The sequence below is a fragment of the Paracoccus sp. MC1862 genome (genome assembly GCF_016617715.1).
In the GTDB taxonomy this organism is placed as follows: domain Bacteria; phylum Pseudomonadota; class Alphaproteobacteria; order Rhodobacterales; family Rhodobacteraceae; genus Paracoccus.
This window is the reverse complement of the sequence record NZ_CP067225.1, coordinates 962,679-981,501: the sequence shown is the minus strand read 5'-3', so window position 1 is coordinate 981,501 and position 18,823 is coordinate 962,679. Positions and strand designations below refer to the sequence as shown.

The 18,823-nt window shown below is 67.4% G+C and carries 19 protein-coding genes; 7 read left to right on the top strand and 12 right to left on the bottom strand.

The features are described from left to right. The first annotated feature begins 19 nt into the window (after positions 1-19). Genes JGR78_RS04880 through JGR78_RS04870 form a run of 3 tightly spaced genes read left to right on the top strand, consistent with a single transcriptional unit; the run spans position 20 to position 2,561 of the window. Positions 20-1,102, top strand: coding sequence for a PhoH family protein (locus JGR78_RS04880; RefSeq protein WP_182792517.1), 1,083 nt, complete (start codon positions 20-22; stop codon positions 1,100-1,102). Continuing rightward, the gene (gene ybeY, locus JGR78_RS04875; RefSeq protein WP_182792518.1) at positions 1,095-1,616 is read left to right on the top strand and encodes an rRNA maturation RNase YbeY; all 522 of its coding nucleotides are present in this window, start codon (positions 1,095-1,097) and stop codon (positions 1,614-1,616) included. Before JGR78_RS04880 ends, ybeY begins: the two co-directional genes overlap by 8 nt. A 6-nt stretch (positions 1,617-1,622) precedes the next feature. After that, positions 1,623-2,561: a transporter associated domain-containing protein gene (locus JGR78_RS04870; protein ID WP_182792519.1), complete on the top strand. Its 939-nt coding sequence runs from the start codon at positions 1,623-1,625 to the stop codon at positions 2,559-2,561. A 68-nt stretch (positions 2,562-2,629) separates the two neighbouring features. Here the strand turns inward: JGR78_RS04870 and JGR78_RS04865 are convergent, their stop codons facing one another. The 4 genes from JGR78_RS04865 to JGR78_RS04850 all read right to left on the bottom strand — a co-directional run bounded on the left by JGR78_RS04865 (position 2,630) and on the right by JGR78_RS04850 (position 6,182). Then, entirely contained in the window at positions 2,630-2,974 is a 345-nt protein-coding gene (locus JGR78_RS04865) for a putative quinol monooxygenase (protein WP_220494968.1), read from the bottom strand. Between the two features lie 20 nt (positions 2,975-2,994). Then, positions 2,995-3,801, bottom strand: coding sequence for a hypothetical protein (locus JGR78_RS04860; protein WP_182804370.1), 807 nt, complete (start codon positions 3,799-3,801; stop codon positions 2,995-2,997). 133 nt (positions 3,802-3,934) lie between these two features. Continuing rightward, positions 3,935-5,494: a glutamine-hydrolyzing GMP synthase gene (guaA, locus tag JGR78_RS04855; RefSeq protein ID WP_182804368.1), complete on the bottom strand. Its 1,560-nt coding sequence runs from the start codon at positions 5,492-5,494 to the stop codon at positions 3,935-3,937. A gap of 79 nt (positions 5,495-5,573) precedes the next feature. Beyond that, complete coding sequence (locus JGR78_RS04850) at positions 5,574-6,182, bottom strand: thiamine phosphate synthase (protein WP_182804366.1); 609 nt, start codon at positions 6,180-6,182, stop codon at positions 5,574-5,576. A 99-nt stretch (positions 6,183-6,281) separates the two neighbouring features. On the opposite strand from JGR78_RS04850, the gene JGR78_RS04845 reads away from it, so the two are divergent. The 3 genes from JGR78_RS04845 to JGR78_RS04835 all read left to right on the top strand — a co-directional run bounded on the left by JGR78_RS04845 (position 6,282) and on the right by JGR78_RS04835 (position 9,748). Continuing rightward, a complete protein-coding gene (locus JGR78_RS04845; protein ID WP_182804364.1) occupies positions 6,282-7,037 on the top strand; it encodes an RNA methyltransferase in 756 nt (251 codons plus the stop codon). A gap of 75 nt (positions 7,038-7,112) precedes the next feature. Then, entirely contained in the window at positions 7,113-8,255 is a 1,143-nt protein-coding gene (ctaA, locus tag JGR78_RS04840) for a heme A synthase (RefSeq protein ID WP_182792524.1), read from the top strand. After that, positions 8,252-9,748: a carboxypeptidase M32 gene (locus JGR78_RS04835; RefSeq protein ID WP_182792525.1), complete on the top strand. Its 1,497-nt coding sequence runs from the start codon at positions 8,252-8,254 to the stop codon at positions 9,746-9,748. Before ctaA ends, JGR78_RS04835 begins: the two co-directional genes overlap by 4 nt. A 7-nt stretch (positions 9,749-9,755) precedes the next feature. Here the strand turns inward: JGR78_RS04835 and JGR78_RS04830 are convergent, their stop codons facing one another. The 4 genes from JGR78_RS04830 to JGR78_RS04815 form a co-directional block, all read right to left on the bottom strand. Then, positions 9,756-10,415, bottom strand: a complete 660-nt coding sequence (locus tag JGR78_RS04830) for an SDR family oxidoreductase (protein ID WP_182804362.1) — start codon at positions 10,413-10,415, stop codon at positions 9,756-9,758. A 61-nt stretch (positions 10,416-10,476) separates the two neighbouring features. Next, positions 10,477-11,832 carry a glutamine synthetase family protein gene (locus JGR78_RS04825; RefSeq protein WP_182792527.1) on the bottom strand — a complete coding sequence of 452 codons (1,356 nt, stop codon included), beginning with the start codon at positions 11,830-11,832 and terminating at the stop codon, positions 10,477-10,479. A gap of 40 nt (positions 11,833-11,872) precedes the next feature. Then, positions 11,873-12,493, bottom strand: coding sequence for an FMN-binding negative transcriptional regulator (locus tag JGR78_RS04820; protein WP_182804360.1), 621 nt, complete (start codon positions 12,491-12,493; stop codon positions 11,873-11,875). Continuing rightward, entirely contained in the window at positions 12,493-13,185 is a 693-nt protein-coding gene (locus JGR78_RS04815) for a type 1 glutamine amidotransferase (RefSeq protein ID WP_182804358.1), read from the bottom strand. The genes JGR78_RS04820 and JGR78_RS04815 overlap by 1 nt, the downstream gene beginning before the upstream one ends. Before the next feature lie 142 nt (positions 13,186-13,327). On the opposite strand from JGR78_RS04815, the gene JGR78_RS04810 reads away from it, so the two are divergent. After that, on the top strand, positions 13,328-14,473 hold the full coding sequence (locus JGR78_RS04810; protein ID WP_182792530.1) for an aminotransferase class V-fold PLP-dependent enzyme: 1,146 nt from the start codon (positions 13,328-13,330) through the stop codon (positions 14,471-14,473). 210 nt (positions 14,474-14,683) lie between these two features. Here the strand turns inward: JGR78_RS04810 and JGR78_RS04805 are convergent, their stop codons facing one another. From JGR78_RS04805 to JGR78_RS04790, 4 genes are all read right to left on the bottom strand, one after another. Beyond that, positions 14,684-15,652 (bottom strand): tripartite tricarboxylate transporter substrate binding protein, encoded by a 969-nt coding sequence (locus JGR78_RS04805; protein ID WP_182792531.1) that lies wholly within the window; start codon positions 15,650-15,652, stop codon positions 14,684-14,686. A gap of 74 nt (positions 15,653-15,726) precedes the next feature. Next, entirely contained in the window at positions 15,727-17,235 is a 1,509-nt protein-coding gene (locus tag JGR78_RS04800) for a tripartite tricarboxylate transporter permease (protein ID WP_182792532.1), read from the bottom strand. A 10-nt stretch (positions 17,236-17,245) separates the two neighbouring features. After that, positions 17,246-17,707, bottom strand: coding sequence for a tripartite tricarboxylate transporter TctB family protein (locus JGR78_RS04795; protein WP_182792533.1), 462 nt, complete (start codon positions 17,705-17,707; stop codon positions 17,246-17,248). Between the two features lie 90 nt (positions 17,708-17,797). After that, positions 17,798-18,772, bottom strand: coding sequence for a tripartite tricarboxylate transporter substrate-binding protein (locus tag JGR78_RS04790; protein ID WP_182792534.1), 975 nt, complete (start codon positions 18,770-18,772; stop codon positions 17,798-17,800). Between the last annotated feature and the right edge of the window lie 51 nt (positions 18,773-18,823).

Below are 18,823 nucleotides of genomic sequence, written 5' to 3'. Positions count from 1 at the left end.
AGTCAATGACGAGGACGCAGTGGGTCTGACCCCGACGAACCTTTCCGCCCCGGCCGGCGAGATCCTGCTGGAGTTTCCCGACAACCGCCTGCTGATCGACCTGTGCGGCCCGCATGACCGGCACCTTGCCCGCATCGAGCAGGCGCTTGGCGTCCATGTCATCCGGCGTGGCAACCTGCTGGCGATCATGGGCCCGCCCGAGGCACAGGCCGAGGCCGCGCAGATCCTGCAGAGCCTTTACGCCCGGCTGGAACAGGGCCGCAATGTCGAGTTGAACGAGGTCGAGGCCGCCCTGCGGATGGGGACCGAGCCGGACGTGCCAGCACCAAGCCCGGCGCAGCAGCTCGAGATGTTCGGGCAGGGCAAGATCGAGCTTCGGACCCGCAAGAAGGTCGTCGAGCCCCGGACCGAGGCGCAGCGCGACTATGTCCGGGCGCTTTTCGCCAACGAACTTGCCTTCGGGATCGGCCCGGCGGGCACCGGCAAGACCTATCTGGCGGTCGCGGTCGGCGTCACCATGCTGATCGACGGCCATGTGGACAAGATCATCCTGTCGCGCCCCGCCGTCGAGGCGGGCGAGCGCCTGGGCTTTCTTCCCGGCGACATGAAGGAAAAGGTCGATCCATACATGCAGCCGCTGTATGATGCGTTGAACGATTTCATTCCGGCACGCCAGATGCAGAAGCTGGTCGAGGAAAAGCGCATCGAGATCGCGCCCCTGGCGTTCATGCGGGGGCGCACGCTTGCCAATGCCTTCGTGGTGCTGGACGAGGCGCAGAACGCCACCACCATGCAGATGAAGATGTTCCTGACCCGCCTGGGCGAAGGCTCGCGCATGGTCATCACCGGCGACCGCACCCAGGTGGACCTGCCGCGCGGGGTGCAATCTGGCCTGCGGGATGCCGAGCGCATCCTCGGCGGGGTGGCGGGGATCTCGTTCAGCTACTTCACCGCGCAGGACGTGGTGCGGCACCCGCTGGTCGCGCGCATCATCCAGGCCTATGACGCAGACGACGAACGCGGCGGCGATCCCGACGCCCCGCCGCAGAATCACGGCGCCTATCCTCCCCGGCGCGAATGGCGCGGACCGCGCAATGCCTGACACTCTTGAGCCGCAGCTTCATGCCGGACCGGACCCCGTCGATCTGGTGATCGAGGACGAACGCTGGCTGGACGTCGATCTGCAGGGCATGGCCGAGCGGGCGGCCGTCGCCACGACGCGCCACATGGGGATCGATCCGGTCGAGATCATCGTCATGGGCTGCGACGACGCCCGCATCGCCGGGCTGAACGACCATTTCCGCGGCAAGGCCAAGCCCACCAACGTGCTGAGCTGGCCCTCGGTCGAACATGCCCCCCGGAGACCGGGCGAGGTGCCGGTGCCGCCGGAGACGGATGAACTGGGCGACATCGCCATCAGCTACGATACCTGCCTGGCCGAGGCCGAATCACAGGGCAAGCCCTTCGCCGACCATGTGACCCATCTGCTGGTCCACGCCATCCTGCATCTGGCCGGCTACGATCACGAGGTCGAGGCCGATGCGGAAACCATGGAGGATGCCGAGCGTTCGATTCTCGCCGGCCTCGGCATCCCGGATCCTTACCGAGAGCATTGAATGTTCATGAACGATCCCCGAAGCCCGGACCCGCATCCCGCGGATGATCCCCAGGACGAAGCCTCCGAACCTCCGAGTTGGGACGAGGCGTCGCGTGAGCCGCGCGAGGCCCCCTCGCGCAGCTTCCTCGGCCGCATCTTCAAAACGCTGGGGCCGCTGTCTTCGGACAACGAGGACGGTCCTGATTCGATGATGGAGGCCGCCACCTCGGCGCAGGCGCCCAGCATCCTGAACCTGCGCCGCAAGACCGTGGACGACGTCGCGGTGAACAAGGCCGACATCGTCGCCGTTCCGGTGACCGTGGGTCTGCCAGAACTGGTCGAGGTCTTCCGCGAGCACGGATATTCCCGCCTGCCGGTTCATCGCGGCAACCTGGACCAGCCGCTGGGGCTGGTGCATCTCAAGGACCTCGCGCTCAAGCACGGCTTTGCCTCCAAGGGCGCGCCACGTTTCGCGCTGCGTCCGCTGCTGCGTCCGCTGCTTTACGTTCCGGGCACCATGCCCATCGGCGCGCTGCTGCAGCAGATGCAGCAGAAGCGCATCCACATGGCGCTGGTGATCGACGAATACGGCGGCGTCGAGGGACTGGTGACCATCGAGGACCTGATCGAGCAGGTGATCGGCCAGATCGACGACGAGCATGACGACAGCAATGACGAGTTGTGGGTGCAGGAACGCCCCGGCCAGTGGCTGGTGCTGGCGCGCGCGCCCATCGACCGGGTCGAGGCAGAGATCGGCACCAAGCTGGTCTGCGGCATTTACGAGGAAGAGATCGACACTGTCGGGGGGCTGATCTTCATGCTTGCCGGCCGAGTGCCGGTCGTCGGCGAGATCGTGCGCGACGACAACGGGGTCGAGTTCGAGGTGGTGGACGCCGACGCCCGCCGGATCAAGCGCGTTCGGCTTCGGCTTCCCGGCAGCGCAGCCGGGACAACGGTCGCCTGACGTCGCCACGGGCGCGATGCTTGGAAGGGCCTGCAAAAAGCTGTCGCAAGCCTTTGGCCGAATGCGAATCAGGCAGGGGTGACGTCGTGAAGGTTGCGGGAGAAGCCGGCGGTTGCCGTTGCCCATGCGCTTGCGGCGGTGCGCCGCCGATGGGCCGCCAGGGCTTCGGCATCGCGGAACAGTTCTTCGACGCGCCAGACCAGCGGATCATCGGTCTGCGCGATCTCGAAATAAAGGCAGCCGGGTTCGGCGCGACTGGCCAAGACATGGGCCTCGACATGCATCAGCAGGGTCATCAGTTGCGACGGGTCGGCGCAGGTGATGTGGCCCGAGCGCCCGATCTGGGCGCCCAAGGGGGCCGGAGGGCCGCTGTCATGGTGGTGGTGGCCGCAGCCGCAGGCACAAGCTGACATGAAGATGCTCCTGGAAAAGGTCAGCCCCTGATCAGGGCATCGAAGTCGGGATAAAGATCCTGGCGCGGCATTCCGGCGGAATAGCCCAGTTCGGCCGGCATCCGGTAGGGGTCGCGGCCCTCGGCCCCCGGGTGGCAGGCGCGCAGATAGCGGCGGGTGACGCTTTCGGTCGCGCCGAATACCTCGGGCAGGGGCAGGACCATCCAGCTTCCATCCGCGTCAAGGAAGGCGGGCCGGAAGGTCGAGCAGAAGAACTGCGCCGGCTGCGGCGCCGTCCAATCCAATCCCTCGGGCAGCCTGTCGGGATAGCTGCCGCCGACGTGCTCGCTTTGCGCCAGGCTGACGGTGGTTTCAACCCGCCGCCCCGGAACTCTGATGCTGCCGGTTCCGATCTGGCGCGCGGGGGGCTGATCGACCCAGGTGCAGACATCCATGTGGCAGCGCCCCGAAAAGACGGTGGACGAAGGCGGGGGCTGAACTGCGGCGGCCCGGACGCAGAGGGTGAAATCCGCCCCGCGCCAGCAGGCCCGGTCCTCTCCCATCCGCCGCGCCTCTCCCCAGCGGGAACGGACGCCGAAGGCGGTCAGGCCGCGCACCTCACCCACCCCCGCCGAGACGACGTCAAGCGACAGCGAAGTCGCGCCGCCCATCAGCCTGCCGTCCATCATGGCGATGCTGAAGCTGCCGCCCCGATGCGGCTGGAACCGGCAGGGGCCGTCCACACGCTCGCCCTTGACGGTGATCTCGCAGGTGGCGTTGTCGGCCTGGGCGGCGACTGCCGGAAAATACAGGCAGAGTGCGACAAGAAGGGCTTGCAAAAGGCGCATGACGAAAACTCGGGAAAACACCTCTGGCCCGATCATGCACAAGAACAGGCGCTTGCCAACGAATTGCTGAGAGTCGCCCGCAGGTCCGGCCGGGTTCCGCCCAATGGGTCTCAGCTTTCGCGCAGGCGGCGGTTCATTCCCATTCAATCGTGCCCGGCGGCTTTGAGGTGATGTCGTAAGTCACCCGGTTTATGCCCTTGACTTCGTTGATAATGCGCGTCGCCGTCTCGCCCAGAAACTGGTGCGTGAAGGGATAGTAATCCGCAGTCATCCCGTCCACCGAGGTCACTGCCCGCAGCGCGCAGGCGAAGTCATAGGTGCGGCCGTCGCCCATCACCCCCACGGTGCGGACCGGCAGGATCGCGACGAAAGCCTGCCAGATCTCGTCGTAAAGCCCGTGCCTGCGAATCTGGTCGATGTAGACGGCGTCGGCCTTGCGCAGGATCTCCAGCTTCTCGCGGGTGATCTCGCCGGGGCAGCGGATGGCGAGGCCGGGGCCGGGGAAGGGATGGCGGCGGATGAACTGCTCGGGCAGGCCGAGTTCGCGGCCAAGGGCGCGGACCTCGTCCTTGAACAGCTCGCGCAGGGGTTCCACCAGCTTGAGGCCCATCTTCTCGGGCAAGCCGCCGACATTGTGGTGCGACTTGATCGTGACCGAGGGGCCGCCGGTGAAGCTGACCGATTCGATCACGTCGGGATAAAGCGTGCCCTGCGCCAGGAACTCGGCCCCGCCGATCTCGGCCGCGTGCTTCTGGAACACGTCGATGAACAGGCGGCCGATGGTCTTGCGCTTGACTTCGGGGTCGCTGACGCCTTCCAGCGCGCCAAGGAACAGCTTGGATTCGTCGGCATGGATCAGCGGGATGTTGTAATGGTCGCGGAACATGGTCACGACCTCCTCGGCCTCGCCCAGCCGCAGGAGGCCGTGGTCCACGAAGACACAGGTCAGCTGGTCGCCGATCGCCTCGTGGATCAGGACGGCCGCGACCGAGCTATCCACGCCGCCCGACAGACCGCAGATCACCTTGGCGTCGCCCACCTGCTCGCGGATGCGGCGCACGGCCTCGGCGCGATAACCGGCCATAGTCCAGTCGCCGGTGAAGCCCGCAAGCCGGACGAAGTTTTCCAGCATGATGCGGCCGTTCGGGGTGTGATGCACCTCGGGGTGGAACTGGACGCCGTAGAAGCGCCGCTTCTCATCCGCGATCATCGCCAGGGGCGCATTGGGCGATGTGCCGATCACCGCAAAGCCGGGGGCAAGCGCGGTCACGCGGTCGCCGTGGCTCATCCAGACTTCCTCGCGCCCGTCGGTAAATAGGCCCGCGAAGATGCCGTCGCCCGCATGGCCCGGCGCAGGTGTCACGAAGGCGCGGCCGTATTCGGCATGGTGGCCTGCCTCGACCCGGCCGCCAAGCTGCTGCATCATCACCTGCTGGCCGTAGCAGATGCCGAAAACCGGAATGCCGAGGTCGAACACCGCCTGCGGGGCGCGCGGGCTGCCGTCCCGCGTCACGCTGTCGGGGCCACCCGACAGGATCACCGCCTGCGGCGGATCGGCCCGCAACGCGGCATCCGTCACCGCCTGATAGGCGCGGATCTCGCAGAAAACATTAAGCTCGCGAAGCCGCCGCGCGATAAGCTGCGTGACCTGAGAGCCGAAGTCGATGATGAGCAGGCGCTGGTGCTGGGTCATGCCCCGCGCTTTAGGCCCGCGCGCTGGCCTCGGCAAGCCTGCGTTCAGAGGATTGCGCGCCACAGGGCACAACGCCCCTTCATTCGGGCCAGAGCGCCGAAAGCGCTGTTGCGGGATCGTCGGCGGACCAGATTTCCGGCCCCAGGGCGATGAAGTCGGCCACCCCCCAGATCTGGCGGATCAGCGCGGCGTCAAGCGCGCCCTCGGCCACGACCGGCACCTCGATCATCTCGGACCACCACTGGAACAGGTCAAGGCCGGCCGGCTCTCCATGTCCCAGCGCCGTCGGGCCGCAGGGGCCGAAAGAGACGTAGTCGGCCCCGGCCTCGGCCGCGTTCATGCCCTCGTGCCGAGAGGCGCCGCAGAATGCCCCGACGATGGCATCGGCGCCGAGTTCCTTCCGCGCATAGCGGACTGCGCGCGCGCCGCCCGTCAGGTGAACGCCGTCCAGCCCGTGGCGAAGCGCCAGGGCGACGTGATCCTCGATCACCACCGCCACGTCGCGGGCATGGGCGATGTCGCGGGCCAGATCTGCGATGCGGCCCAGTTCGGCCTCGTCCCCGGCGCCCGGCAGGCGCAGGCAGGCAACGGGATGGGCGTCCAGCACCGCCGACAGCCGCGGCCCGAGGTCCGGGGCGGCAATCAGGGCCGGGGCGATCAGGTAAAGCTGCGGCGCGTCCTCGGTCATGGTCGGTCCTTTCCTGCGGCGGACACGGATAGCGCAGGCAGGGGCGGCGGGAAAGGGGGCAGGCTTGCCGGCCCCGCAGCGGGAGAGTAGGGGCGGCGCATGACCGAGATCTCCATGCCGCAGCCCGTCGTAATCCTGGTGCGCCCGCAGATGGGCGAGAACATCGGGGCCGCCGCCCGCGCGATGCTGAACTTCGGCCTGACCGGGATGCGGCTGGTCGATCCGCGCGACGGCTGGCCCAATCCGCGCGCCGTGGCCATGGCATCCGGCGCGGCGGGGCAGGTGCTGGACCGCGCGCAGGTATTCCCGACGCTGGCCGAGGCGATGTTCGACGTCGATCACGCCTATGCCACCACGGCGCGAGGACGGGAATTGACGAAGCCCGTCCATACGCCCGCGACGGCGATGGCCGAGGCCCGCGGGCTTGTGGCCGAGGGAGGCCGTGTGGCCCTGATCTTCGGACCGGAACGCGCGGGGCTGGAGAACGACGACATCGCGCGGGCCAACGCCATCGTGACCGTCCCGGTGAACCCGGAGTTTCCGTCGCTCAATCTCGCGCAGGCGGTTCTGCTGATGGGCTATGAATGGGGCCGCGACGCCCTGCCGGCCCAGCCCGCCCCTGCCGCCAAGCGCCCGCCGGGTGAAATCCCGGCGACCCGGCTGGAGATCGAAAGGCTCGCCGACCACTGGGAGGAGAAGCTGACCGAGGCGCGGTTCTTCTTCCCGCCGGAAAAGGCCGCGCCCATGCGGCTGACGTTGCGGAACCTGTGGTCGCGCCTGCCGTTGACCCGCGCCGATGTGCAGATCCTGCATGGCATGGTGCGGCAACTGACGTGGAAAAGCCGCGCGGATTGACCTTTGCGGGCCGGAACGCCAATGTCCGGCCGCATCCCGCAAGCGGACCGCAAGCGAACACCGAAGGGGCCCCGCATGGCCAAGCGCCCGATTTTCGAGGAGGTGTCCACCGCGACGCCTTCCGCCCGACCCGTCGCCAACCTGATCGACACCGCCCCCAAGGGTGCGCGCGGGGCGATCCGCGTCTGGCTGATCGTCCTTTTCGTGCTGGTCGCCGCAATGATAGCGCTGGGGGGCGCCACGCGGCTGACCGGCTCGGGCCTGTCGATCACCGAATGGAAACCCGTCACCGGCGCGCTGCCGCCCAGCGGTGCGGCAGCGTGGGAGGCCGAGTTCGCCAAATACCAGCAGATCCCGCAGTTCCGCGAGGACAACCCGACAATGGACCTTTCAGGGTTCAAGCGCATCTACTGGTGGGAATGGAGCCACCGGCAGCTCGGCCGCGCCGTGGGCCTCGTCTGGGCGGTGGGCTTCCTGTTCTTCTGGCTGACAAAGCGCATCCCGCCGGGCTGGACGCCGCGTTTGCTGATACTGGGCGGCCTTGGCGCGCTGCAGGGCGCCATCGGCTGGTGGATGGTCGCCTCGGGGCTGGTCGAGGGGATGACGGCGGTCGCCTCATATCGCCTCGCGACGCATCTTGGACTGGCCTTCGCCATCCTCGGGCTGATCGCGTGGTATGTGTTCCACCTGGACCGGCCAGAGGCGCAACTTATCCGCGCCCGCCGGGCCGGAGAGCCGAAGCTGTTTTCCATGACCACCGGCCTGATGCACCTGACCTTTGTGCAGATCCTGATCGGCGCCTTGGTCGCAGGGATCGACGCAGGGCGGCAATATACCGGCTGGCCGACAATGGGCGGCGAATGGATTCCGGCCGCCATCTGGGACCCCGCGCTCGGGTGGCGCAACTTTTTCGAGAACGCGGCGACTGTGCAGTTCACGCACCGTATGGTGGCCTATCTTCTGGCGATCTTCGCCGTGGTGGTCTGGATGCGCTCGCGCCGCTCGCCCCATCCGGTGACACGCGGCGCCTTCACGGTGATGATCGCGGCGGTCGCCTTCCAGATCGTGCTGGGCATCGTCACGGTGATGCGCGGCGCGCCCTTGGGCGAGGCGCTGGCGCACCAGTTCGGCGCGGTGGCGCTGTTCGTCCTCATCATCCGGGCGCGGCACCACGCCCGTTATCCTTATGAAACCAGCGTCAGGGGGACGATCCGATGATTTCGGAGAATGCAGCGATGAATGCCCTTCTGGCCTTTCAGCGCCAGACCGAGGCGCTGTCTTCGGTCGCCGAGCGGCTGTCATGGGACCAGGAAACCATGATGCCACGCGGCGCGGTCGAGCAGCGGTCCGAGGAAATGGCCGCGATCGAAGCCGTCCTGCACGAGCGCCGCACCGATCCCCGCATCGGCGAATGGCTGGACGCCGCCGACCCGCAGACGGAAAACGAGGAGCGCATTCTCGCGCTAATCGGCCGCGACCATGCTCGGGCGAACGCAATTCCCGCCGATCTCGCGACAGAACTCGCGCGGCAGACGAGTCTCGGGCAGGGGATATGGGCCGGGGCGCGGGCCAACGAGGAGCCGGCGGACTTCCTGCCGACGCTGGACCAGATCCTCGTGCTGAAGCAGGATCAGGCCCATGCGCTGGTGGCCGCGGGCTTCGGCGGTGGCGACCCTTACGACGCGCTGCTGGATGATTATGAACCCGGCACCACGCAGGCCGAGATCGCGTCCCTGTTCGAGGCGATGCGCCCCCGGCTGGTGCAGTTGCGCGAGGCTGTGCTGGGCGCCCCCGACCAGCCCGCGCCGCTGGAAGGGCGCTTCCCGCAGGAAGGTCAGATGCGTCTTGCCCGCGCCTGCGCGACGGGCTTCGGCTATGACTGGACGCGCGGGCGGATGGACATCGCGGTGCATCCCTTCTCCAGCGGGCGCTGGCAGGACAGCCGGATCACCACGCGGATCGTGGAAACCGACCCTTTCAACTGCATCTATTCGACCATCCACGAGGTCGGCCATTCCGGCTATGAGCAGGGGGTCGACCCCGACCACGCCTTCACCCCGCTGGGGCGCGGCGTGTCCATGGGCGTCCATGAAAGCCAGAGCCGGCTTTACGAGAACCAGATGGGCCGCAGCCGCGCCTTCACCGGCTGGCTGTTCCAGCGGATGAGCGACATGATGGGCGGGCTGTCGGTGCCCGACGCTGACGCCTTCTACCGCACCGTGAACCGGGTAACGCCCGGCCATATCCGCACCGAGGCCGACGAGGTGCAGTACAACCTGCACATCATGATGCGCTTCGACCTGGAACGCGACCTGATCGCCGGAAGGCTCTCCACCGACGATCTGGAGGAGGCGTGGAACGACCGCTTCCTGCGCGACTTTGGCGTGGCGGTGGACCGGCCCTCGAACGGGGTTTTGCAGGATGTCCACTGGTCGGTCGGGCTGTTCGGCTATTTCCCGACCTATGCGCTGGGGAACGTCTATGCCGGCGCCCTGAATGCGGCCATGCGCGAGGCGGTGCCCGATCTGGACGAGGCGCTGGCCCGCGGCGACGCGACACCGGGGACCGAGTGGCTGCGCGAGAACCTGCAGCGCCACGGCGGGCTTTACGAACCCGCCGCGCTGGTCGAGCAGGCGGTCAGCGGCCCGGTCACGCCCGAGCCGCTGCTGGACTATCTGGAAGGAAAGTTCGGGGCGATCTACGGCCTGTAAGGGGCCGTCAGATCGCCAGTTCCGACAGGATGCGGTCGGCCTCGGTCCGGCAGGGGGTCAGGGCTGAACGGTCCTCGCCGGGGAAGAAGCGGCCGCGGATGGCGGTCGGCATCGGCTTGGGCGTGGCGATAACGACGCGGGGGCCGATGCGCTGGTTTTCCGCCTGCCAACTGCGGGCAAAGGCGATCTGGGAGGCCTTGGTCGCGCCATAGGCGCCGAAGAAGGACTCGCCCCCGCGCGGGTCGTCGAAGAACAGCGCGGTGCCGTTGCGGGCGCGCAGCAGCGGCTCGATCAGGACCGACAGCCCGTGCGTCGCGGTGATGTTGGTCGAGATCGAGCGGTCCATGTCCTTGGGATCGACATGAGGCGCAGGCCCAAGCGGTGCCGCATGGATCGCCGCATGCGCCCACAGGTCGCAGCCGCCCCAGCGGTCCAGCACCGCCTGCACAAGCTGGATCATCGCTGCCGGCTGGGTCACGTCCATCGGCGCCAGCGTCGCGGCGCCGCCGACGGCGCGGATGCGGTCGTCCAGTTCTTCAAGCGCGCCGGTGGTGCGGGCAACGGCCACGACATGGTAGCCGCGCGCGCCCAGGCGCTCGGCAATGGCCGCGCCGAGGCCGCGCGAGGCGCCGGTCACGATGGCAAGTTTCTGGTCTTTGTCGCTCATGCCCAGTCCCTTGCCACCGCCCGCGTGCCGCCGCAAGCGGTGAATGGACGCAGGGGCGCGCTTACACGTTCAGCAGCAGATGCTCGCGTTCCCAAGGGCTGATAACCTGCAGGAACTCTTTGTATTCATTACGCTTGACGGCCTCGTAGACGGCCAGGAACTCGGACCCCAGCACCTCGCCCATGGGTTCGGACGCCACCATCTCGTCCAGCGCGTCGCCGATGTTCGTGGGCAGTTCGTCCTCGGATATGTAGGCATCGCCCAGGCATTCGGCGCGCGGGTTCGCCCCTTGCACCAACCCAAGGTAGCCCGTCGCCAACGAGGCCGCGAAGCCTAGATAAGGGTTGCAGTCCATCCCGGCCAGCCGGTTTTCCACTCGCCGCGCCTCGGGCGCCGAGATCGGCACCCGCAGTCCTGTCGTGCGGTTGTCGCGGCCCCATTCAAGGTTGATGGGCGCGGCGAAGTCCGGGACATAGCGGCGATAGCTGTTGACGTAAGGCGCCAGCAGCGCGATCGCGGCGGGCAGGTGGCTTTGCATTCCGGCGATGAAATGCAGGAACTCGGGCGTCTCGCGGCCCTTTTCGTCGGAAAAGATGTTGCGGCCCGTTGCCACGTCGATCACCGAGTGGTGGATGTGCATGGCCGAGCCCGGCTCGCCCTCTATGGGCTTGGCCATGAAGGTGGCGAAGCAGTCGTGGCGCAGCGCGGCCTCGCGGATCAGGCGCTTGAAGTAGAAGATCTCGTCGGCCAGCTTGACCGGGTCGCCGTGGGCCAGGTTGATTTCCACCTGCCCCGCGCCGCCTTCCTGCAGGATGCCGTCGATCTCGAAGCCCTGCGCCTCGGCGAAGTCGTAGATGTCGTCGATCACCTTGCCGTATTCGTCCACCGCCGAAAGCGAATAGGCCTGCTTGGCCGCCGCGCGACGGCCCGAGCGGCCCATCGGCGGCTGGATCGGCTGGTTCGGGTCGATGTTGCGGGCGACGAGGAAGAACTCCATCTCGGGCGCCACGATGGGGCGCCAGCCGCGTTCGGCGTAAAGGCCGACGATGCGCTTCAGCACGTTGCGCGGCGCCATCGGCACCGGCCGCCCCTGCTGGTCAAAGACGTCGTGGATCACCTGCAGGGTCACGTCGGCCGTCCAGGGCGCGGCCGAAACGGTGTCGAAATCCGGGACCAGCACCATGTCGGGCTCGGTGAAGGCTCCGGCCGGGTTGTCGGCCCATTCCCCCGTGATCGTCTGCAGGAAGATCGAGTTCGGCAGGTAGAAGCTTTCCTGCCGCGCGAACTTGGATGCAGGCATGGCCTTGCCGCGGGCGACGCCCGCCATGTCGGGAACGATGCACTCGATCTCGTCGAGCCGTCGGCCCTCGACATAATCGCGGGCGGGTTGGGGGATCTGCGTCAGCCAGTCTGACATGGTTACTTTCCGCCGGCTGGGCCGGCTTTCGCTTTCGGGTTCAGGCGCCGGGAACGATCCCGGCCATCGGGTTGTCCTGCGCGGCAAGCCCGGCAATCACGCCCTGCCGGTCAGGAAGGCTGCGGTTCTGGCTGGCCTTCCACTTGCCGGTAACATGCGCCACCGGAATCTCAACTCCGACGATGCCGCGCAGTTGCGCCGCGACGAAGGGCGGGGGCGCGTCCCCGACCGACCAAGGGGTCTGCTGCGGGGCCTCGTGTCGGTCGGTCAGCGCGCCCACCTGCGCGCGCAGCCACGCGGGATCGTCGATGACGCGGGGCACGCCCCGGATCTCGACGGCAAGATAATTCCAGGTCGGCACCACCTTGCCGGTTTCCGCCTTGGTCGCATACCAGCTGGGCGAGACATAGGCCTGCGCACCCTGGAACAGCACCAGCACCTGCCGGCCCGTCTCCTGCATCTCGCGCAGATCGTCAAGCTGCCGGTTCGCGCGGGCGAGATGCGCGCGCAGGATGCCGCCGTTCGTATCGTGCAGGAAGGGGATGAGGTTCGCCGTCAACCCTTGCGGCCCCAGGCTGACCAGCGTGGCCAGCGGATGGGCGCCCATCAGCGCGGCCAGCACCTCGGGCCGGTCCTCGGCGAAGAGCGGGGGCACATACATCAGGTCAGGCCTTCCGCGGTCGTCTGCGGGTTCTTGAAGAACGCCTCGATCCTGTCTGCCAGCGCCAGGGGATCCGCCTGCCCCCGGCGGGCGCGGGCGCGGTCCAGCAGCTCGTCGGGGACAGGGCCGCCGCGATGGTCGATCAGCCCGTCGATGAAGCCGTCGCGGAACTCGGGGTGGGGCTGCACCGTGAAGGCGCGGTGGTCATAGATCAGCGCGGCGGCCTGGCAGAACTCGTTGGTGCCGGCCACCGTAGCGCCGGGAGGCAGGTCCACCACCTGGTCCTGGTGCCAGGCGTTCAGCACCATCGGCTGGCCGCCGATGACATAATCGTTCGCGCCCACGCGCCAGCCGCCGGGATGCTTGACCACGCGCCCGCCCATTGCTTGCGCAATGATCTGGTGGCCGAAGCAGACGCCGACCATCGGCACCTCGGCCGCAAAGGCGTCGCGGATGAAATCTTCCAGCCGGGCAATGAAGGGGTGATTCTCGTAAACCCCATGGCGCGATCCGGTGATCAGCCAGCCCTGGGCGGCATGGACGCTTGCGGGGAAGTCCAGTTCTTCGACGTGATAGCTGTCAAAGGTGAAGCCGCGCCCGGCCAGCAGCCGCTCGAACATGTCGTCGTAGTCGCCGTGTTCGGCCCGCGTCACCTCGGGCGACTGGCCAGTCTTCAGGATGCCGATCCGCATCGGGAACTCTCATGATCGTGGTGGCGTCAAGGTAGGCTTGCCGCCGGGGGGGCCGCAAGGGGGCGGTCCGACCAAAGGCGCGGCTGGAACCCGGCCCGGGCTGCAGCTAGGTTCGCCCCAGGTTCATGCAGGAGACACCGCCATGACGGGATTGCGCGACGACGGACACAGCCATGTCGACCCCGACGGGCTGATGGAGTTCTCGGTCGTCTTCACCGATCGCAGCCTCAACCACATGTCGAAGAAGTTCCAGCAGGTCATGCGCGACATCTCGGACATCGCCTGCGAGGTCTATGGCGCCGACGGCGTGGCGCTGGTGCCTGGTGGCGGCACCTTTGCGATGGAATCGGTCGCCCGCCAGTTCGCGCGGGACGCCAATGCGCTGATCGTGCGGAACGGCTGGTTCAGCTTCCGCTGGACGCAGATCCTCGATGCCGCCGATTTCGACGCCGAGGCACAGGTGCAGGCCGCGCGTCCCGACGGGAACCAGCCGCGCCCGGCCTATGCGCCGGCGCCCATCGAGGACGTGGTGACCGAGATCGCCCGCACCCGACCCGCCGTGGTCTTCGCACCCCATGTGGAAACCTCGGCCGGGCTGATCCTGCCCGACGACTATATCGCCGCGCTGGCGGATGCCGTGCATGAGGTCGGCGGGCTGATGGTGCTGGATTCCATCGCCTCGGGCGCAATCTGGGTGGACATGCGGGCGCTTGGCGTGGACGTGCTGATCTCGGCCCCGCAGAAGGGGTGGAGCGCCTCGCCCGCGGCCGGGCTGGTGATGTTCTCGGGCCGCGGGCTTGAGCGGCTGGAGGCCACGACCAGCGACAGCTTCGCGCTGGACCTGAAGAAGTGGCGCGCAATCATGAAGGCCTATGAGGACGGCGGCCACGCCTATCATGCGACCTTGCCGACCGACGCGCTGGTGACCCTGCGCGATGCGATGGTGGAAACCCGCGAGATGGGGTTTGAGGCCGCGCGTGAGGCGCAATGGGATCTCGGCCGCAAGATCCGCGCGGCGTTGGCGGAACGGGGCATCCGCTCGGTCGCGGCCGAGGGCTATGCGGCGCCGGGGGTGGTCGTCAGCTATACCGATGATCCCGACATCCGCAGCGGCAGGAAGTTCGCCGAGAAGGGCATGCAGATCGCGTCGGGGGTGCCGCTGCAGGTCGGCGAGGGGCCGGAGTTCTCGACCTTCCGGCTAGGGCTCTTCGGGCTGGACAAGCTGAAGGACGTGGACGGCACTGTGGCGCGGCTGACGAAGGTGTTGGACGAAGTGCTGGCGGGATAAGGGCAGGACTTCGTCGAGGCGGCTGGGGGCGCTGCCCCCGTCGCCCTTCGGGCGACTCCCCCGGGATATTTTTGCGAAGAAGAACGCGGGAGGCCGGGCGTTACACGGCTTCTGTTGTGAAGAACGCCCGGTCGTGAGGCCGGGCGTCTCCTTGTCTCGGTGTGGCAGAAGGCGCAGGTTCGCGTGGGCCGGGCGCTTCCGCCGCAGTGGTCAGTCGAGGCTGACTTCGGCCTCGACCACGACGGGTTCCCACTTGGCCATCTCGGCCTTGACGTGCTCGCCCAGTTCCTCGGGGCCGGAGGCCACGATCTCGGCCGAGAACTCGGCCATGCGCTCGGCGACCTTGGGGTCGGCCATGGCCGCCTTGGCGGCGTTGGCCAGCACCTCGACCACCTCGGGCGGGGTGCCGGCGGGGGCGAAAAGGGCGTTCCAGCTATAGGTCTCGTAGCCCGGCAGCGTTTCCGAGATGGCGGGGACGTCGGGGAAGGAGGGTGCGCGTTCGGCCGTGGTAACGCCCAGCGCCTTGAGCTTGCCGCTGCTGATGTGGCTGGACGCCGAGGGCAGGTTGTCGAAGATCACCGGCACCTGGTTGCCCAGCACGTCCGTCAGCGCCGGACCCGAGCCCTGATACGGGATGTGGGTGATGTCCAGATCCGCCATCGACTTGAACAGCTCGCCCGACAGGTGCAGGGGCGTGCCGTTGCCGGACGAGGCATAGGCCAGCGGCTCGGCCTTGGCGAGATCGATCAGTTCCTGCACGGTATTGACGGGCAGGGCGGGGTTCACCGCCAGCACATTCGGCACCAGCACCAGAAGCGAGACGGGGGCGAAATCCTCGACCGCGTCATAGGGCTTGCGCTTGAGAATCAGCGGGTTCAGCGCGTGGGTCGCGACGGTGCCCATCAGGATGGTGTAGCCGTCCGGGTCGGCCTTGGCGACCTGAGACGCGCCCAGGCTGCCGCCCGCACCGCCGACGTTCTGCACGATGATCTGCTGGCCAAGCTCCTGGCTCATGCGGTCGGCGACGATGCGGCCCACCACGTCGGTCGAGCCGCCCGCGGCGAAGGGGATCACCAGCTCGATCGAGCGGGTGGGGAAATCCTGCGCGGCGGCGGCTCCCGCCAGCCCGAAGGCGAGCGCCGTGCCCATGAGGACACGGCGGGTCAGGGTCAGGGTCATGTCAACCTCCTGTCTGGACTTGCTTGTTATGGATTGGCGAAAGGCCGGGGCGCAAGGCGGCCCCGGCCCGTCGATCAGTCTTCGCTTTCGGTGAACACTTCTTCGCGCCGTTGGCGGATCTGGGGCAGGAAGACCAGCACCAGCACGATCAGCGAGACGATCAGCAGGCCCGCGCTGATTGGCCGCTCGATGAAGGTCATCGGATCGCCCCGCGACAGGATCATGGCGCGACGCAGGTTTTCCTCCAGCAGCGGGCCGAGGACGAAGCCCAGAAGCAGCGGCGCCGGCTCGAACCGCAGCTTGGACATGATGTAGCCCAGAAGGCCGAAGAAGGCGACGGCGTAAAGGTCGAAGGTGTTCGAGTTCACCGAATAGACCCCGATCGCCGACATCGCCATGATGATCGGGAACAGCACGTAATAGGGCACGGTCAGCAGCTTCACCCACAGCCCGATCAGCGGCAGGTTCAGCACCACCAGCATCAGGTTGCCGATCCACATCGACGCGATGATGCCCCAGAACAGTTGCGGCTGGTCGGTGACGACGCTGGGGCCGGGGACGATGCCTTGGATGATCATTGCGCCGATCATCAGCGCCATCACCGGGTTCGCCGGGATGCCGAGGGTCAGCAGCGGGATGAAGCTCGTCTGCGCCCCCGCGTTGTTGGCGCTTTCGGGACCGGCCACGCCCGCCAGCGCACCCTTGCCGAATTCCTCCGGCGTCTTCGACAGCTTCTTTTCCACCGTGTAGGAGGCGAAGGAGGCCAGGATCGCACCGCCCCCCGGCAGGATGCCGAGGACCGAGCCGATCCCCGTGCCGCGCAGGATCGGACCCGCCATCTCGCGGAACTCCTGCCTGCTGGGGAAGAGCCGGTTGATGTTGCGGGTCATGACCTCGCGGTCATGCTCGTTTTCCAGGTTGCGCAGGATCTCGGCGAAGCCGAAGACGCCGATGGCGACGGCGACGAAGTTCAGCCCATCCGCATACTGGGTGATGCCCATCGTGAAGCGGGGCGTGCCGGTGTAGATGTCGGTGCCCACGATGCCCAGCAGTAGGCCCAGGATCACGATCGCCAAGGCCTTGATGATCGAGCCATGCGCCAGCGCCACCGACATCACCAGGCCCAGCACCATCAGGCTGAAATACTCGGCCGCGCCGAACTTCAGCGCCACGGCGGTCAGCGGCGGGGCAAACAGCGCGACAAGGAAGGTCGCGACCGATCCGGCGAAGAACGACCCGATCGCGGCGGTCGCCAGTGCCGTCCCGGCGCGGCCCTTGCGGGCCATCTGGTAGCCGTCGATGGCGGTGACCGCCGACGAGCTTTCGCCCGGCATGTTGATCAGGATCGCGGTGGTCGAGCCGCCGTATTGCGCGCCGTAGTAGATCCCGGCCAGCATGATCAGCGAACTGACGGGTTCAAGCTGGAAGGTGATCGGCAGCAGCATGGCGATGGTGGCCGTCGCGCCGATGCCCGGCAGCACGCCGATCAGCGTGCCGAGGATGACGCCGATGAGGCAGAAGAGCAGGTTCGCCAGCGACGTTGCGACCGAGAAGCCCAGCGCAAGATTTGAAAGAAGATCCATTCCATCCTCCTCAGAACTGGACCCATGGTCCGAAGCGCCGGAACGGCAGCCCTAGGCCATAGCTGAAGATCAGCGTCGAGATCACCGTGACCAGCACCGCCAGCAGCAGCGCATAGCCGGGGCGCATCTTGACCGAGGCCTGCGAGGCGATCAGCGTGGTGATGAACAGCGCCGGGACGAAGCCCAGGCCCCGCACCGTCAGGCCGAAGAAGATCGGCGCCGGCAGGATGAAGAAGATGCCGCGCCAGGCGATGGGGCCCATCGGCTCACCCTCGCGGCCGAAGGCCTGCAGAAAGATCACCAGTCCCAGCAGGAACATCAGGCCCGACAGGATCATCGGGAAGTAGCCCGGCCCCATCCGCAGCGAGGTGCCGATCTCCAGTCCCAGCGTCTGCCAGCCGAAGAACGCGGCGACCGCCATCAGGCCCAGCCCCGCGATCAGGTCGGTGTTGTCCTTTGGTTTCGTGGACACGTGGTTTCCCTCCGGTCTCTTGCAAGGACTCGCCGCCCTTCATGGGGGCGGCGAGCGGGTGTTCTCAGGAACGGCGTGGAGGCCGGCGGATCAGTCGGCGTAGACGCCGGCGGCCTCGATGATTGGCTTCCAGCGGGCGATCTCGGACTCAAGCTGGGTCTTCAACGCCTCGGGCGTCATCTGCTCGACCGGCACCGGTTCGGTGCCGAGTTCGGCCAGTTGCCGGACCACGCCTTCATCCGCCAACGCCGCCTGCAGCGACTGCGACAGGCGCTGGTTGATCTCGGCGGGCGTGCCCTTGGGCGTGTAGATGCCGTGCCAGACCGCCAGTTCCATGTCCGGCAACCCGCTTTCGATGGCGGTCGGCAGGTCGGGGAACAGGTCCAGCCGCTCGGGCGTGGTGGCGGCATAGGCCTTGATCGATCCACCCTGGATGTGCTGGGTGGCGCCGGTGGTCTGGTCGCAGAGGATGTCAACCTGGCTGCCCAGCAGGTCGGTCATCGCCGGGCCGGTGCCCTTGTAGGGAACCGTGGTCAGTTGCGCGTCAAGCGAGTGCATCAGCAGCATCCCGCACAACTGGCTGACCGCCCCGATGCCCGCGTTGGCCAGCGTCAGGGTTTCGGCATTCGCCTTCACATAGTCGATGAACTCGGCCATGTTCGCGGGCTCGAAGTCCTTGCGGGCCGTGATGATCATCGGCACGTCCACGACCTCGCCCACATAGTCGAACGAGTTCAGCGGATCGTAGGGCAGGGTGCGATACAGCGTGGCCGAGGTCGCCATGCCCATGTGGTGCAGCAGCATGGTATAGCCGTCGGGGTCAGCCTTGGCGACGCGGTCCGCGCCCAGGGTGCCGCCGGCCCCGGTGACGTTTTCCACGATGATCTGTTTGCCCAGGTCGGCCGACATCCGTTCGGCCAGCAGGCGAGCGACGGTGTCGGTGGGCCCACCTGCCGAGAAGGGGATGATCATGGTGATCTGGCGCGCCGGATAGTCCTGCGCGAAGGCCGGAGCGGCCATGATCGAGGCGGCGCAGACCGCGCCCAGAAGTTTGGAAACCGACATTATTCCTCCCGGTATTGAATCGGATGGCGCAAGCTCCTCGAATGCGCCAAT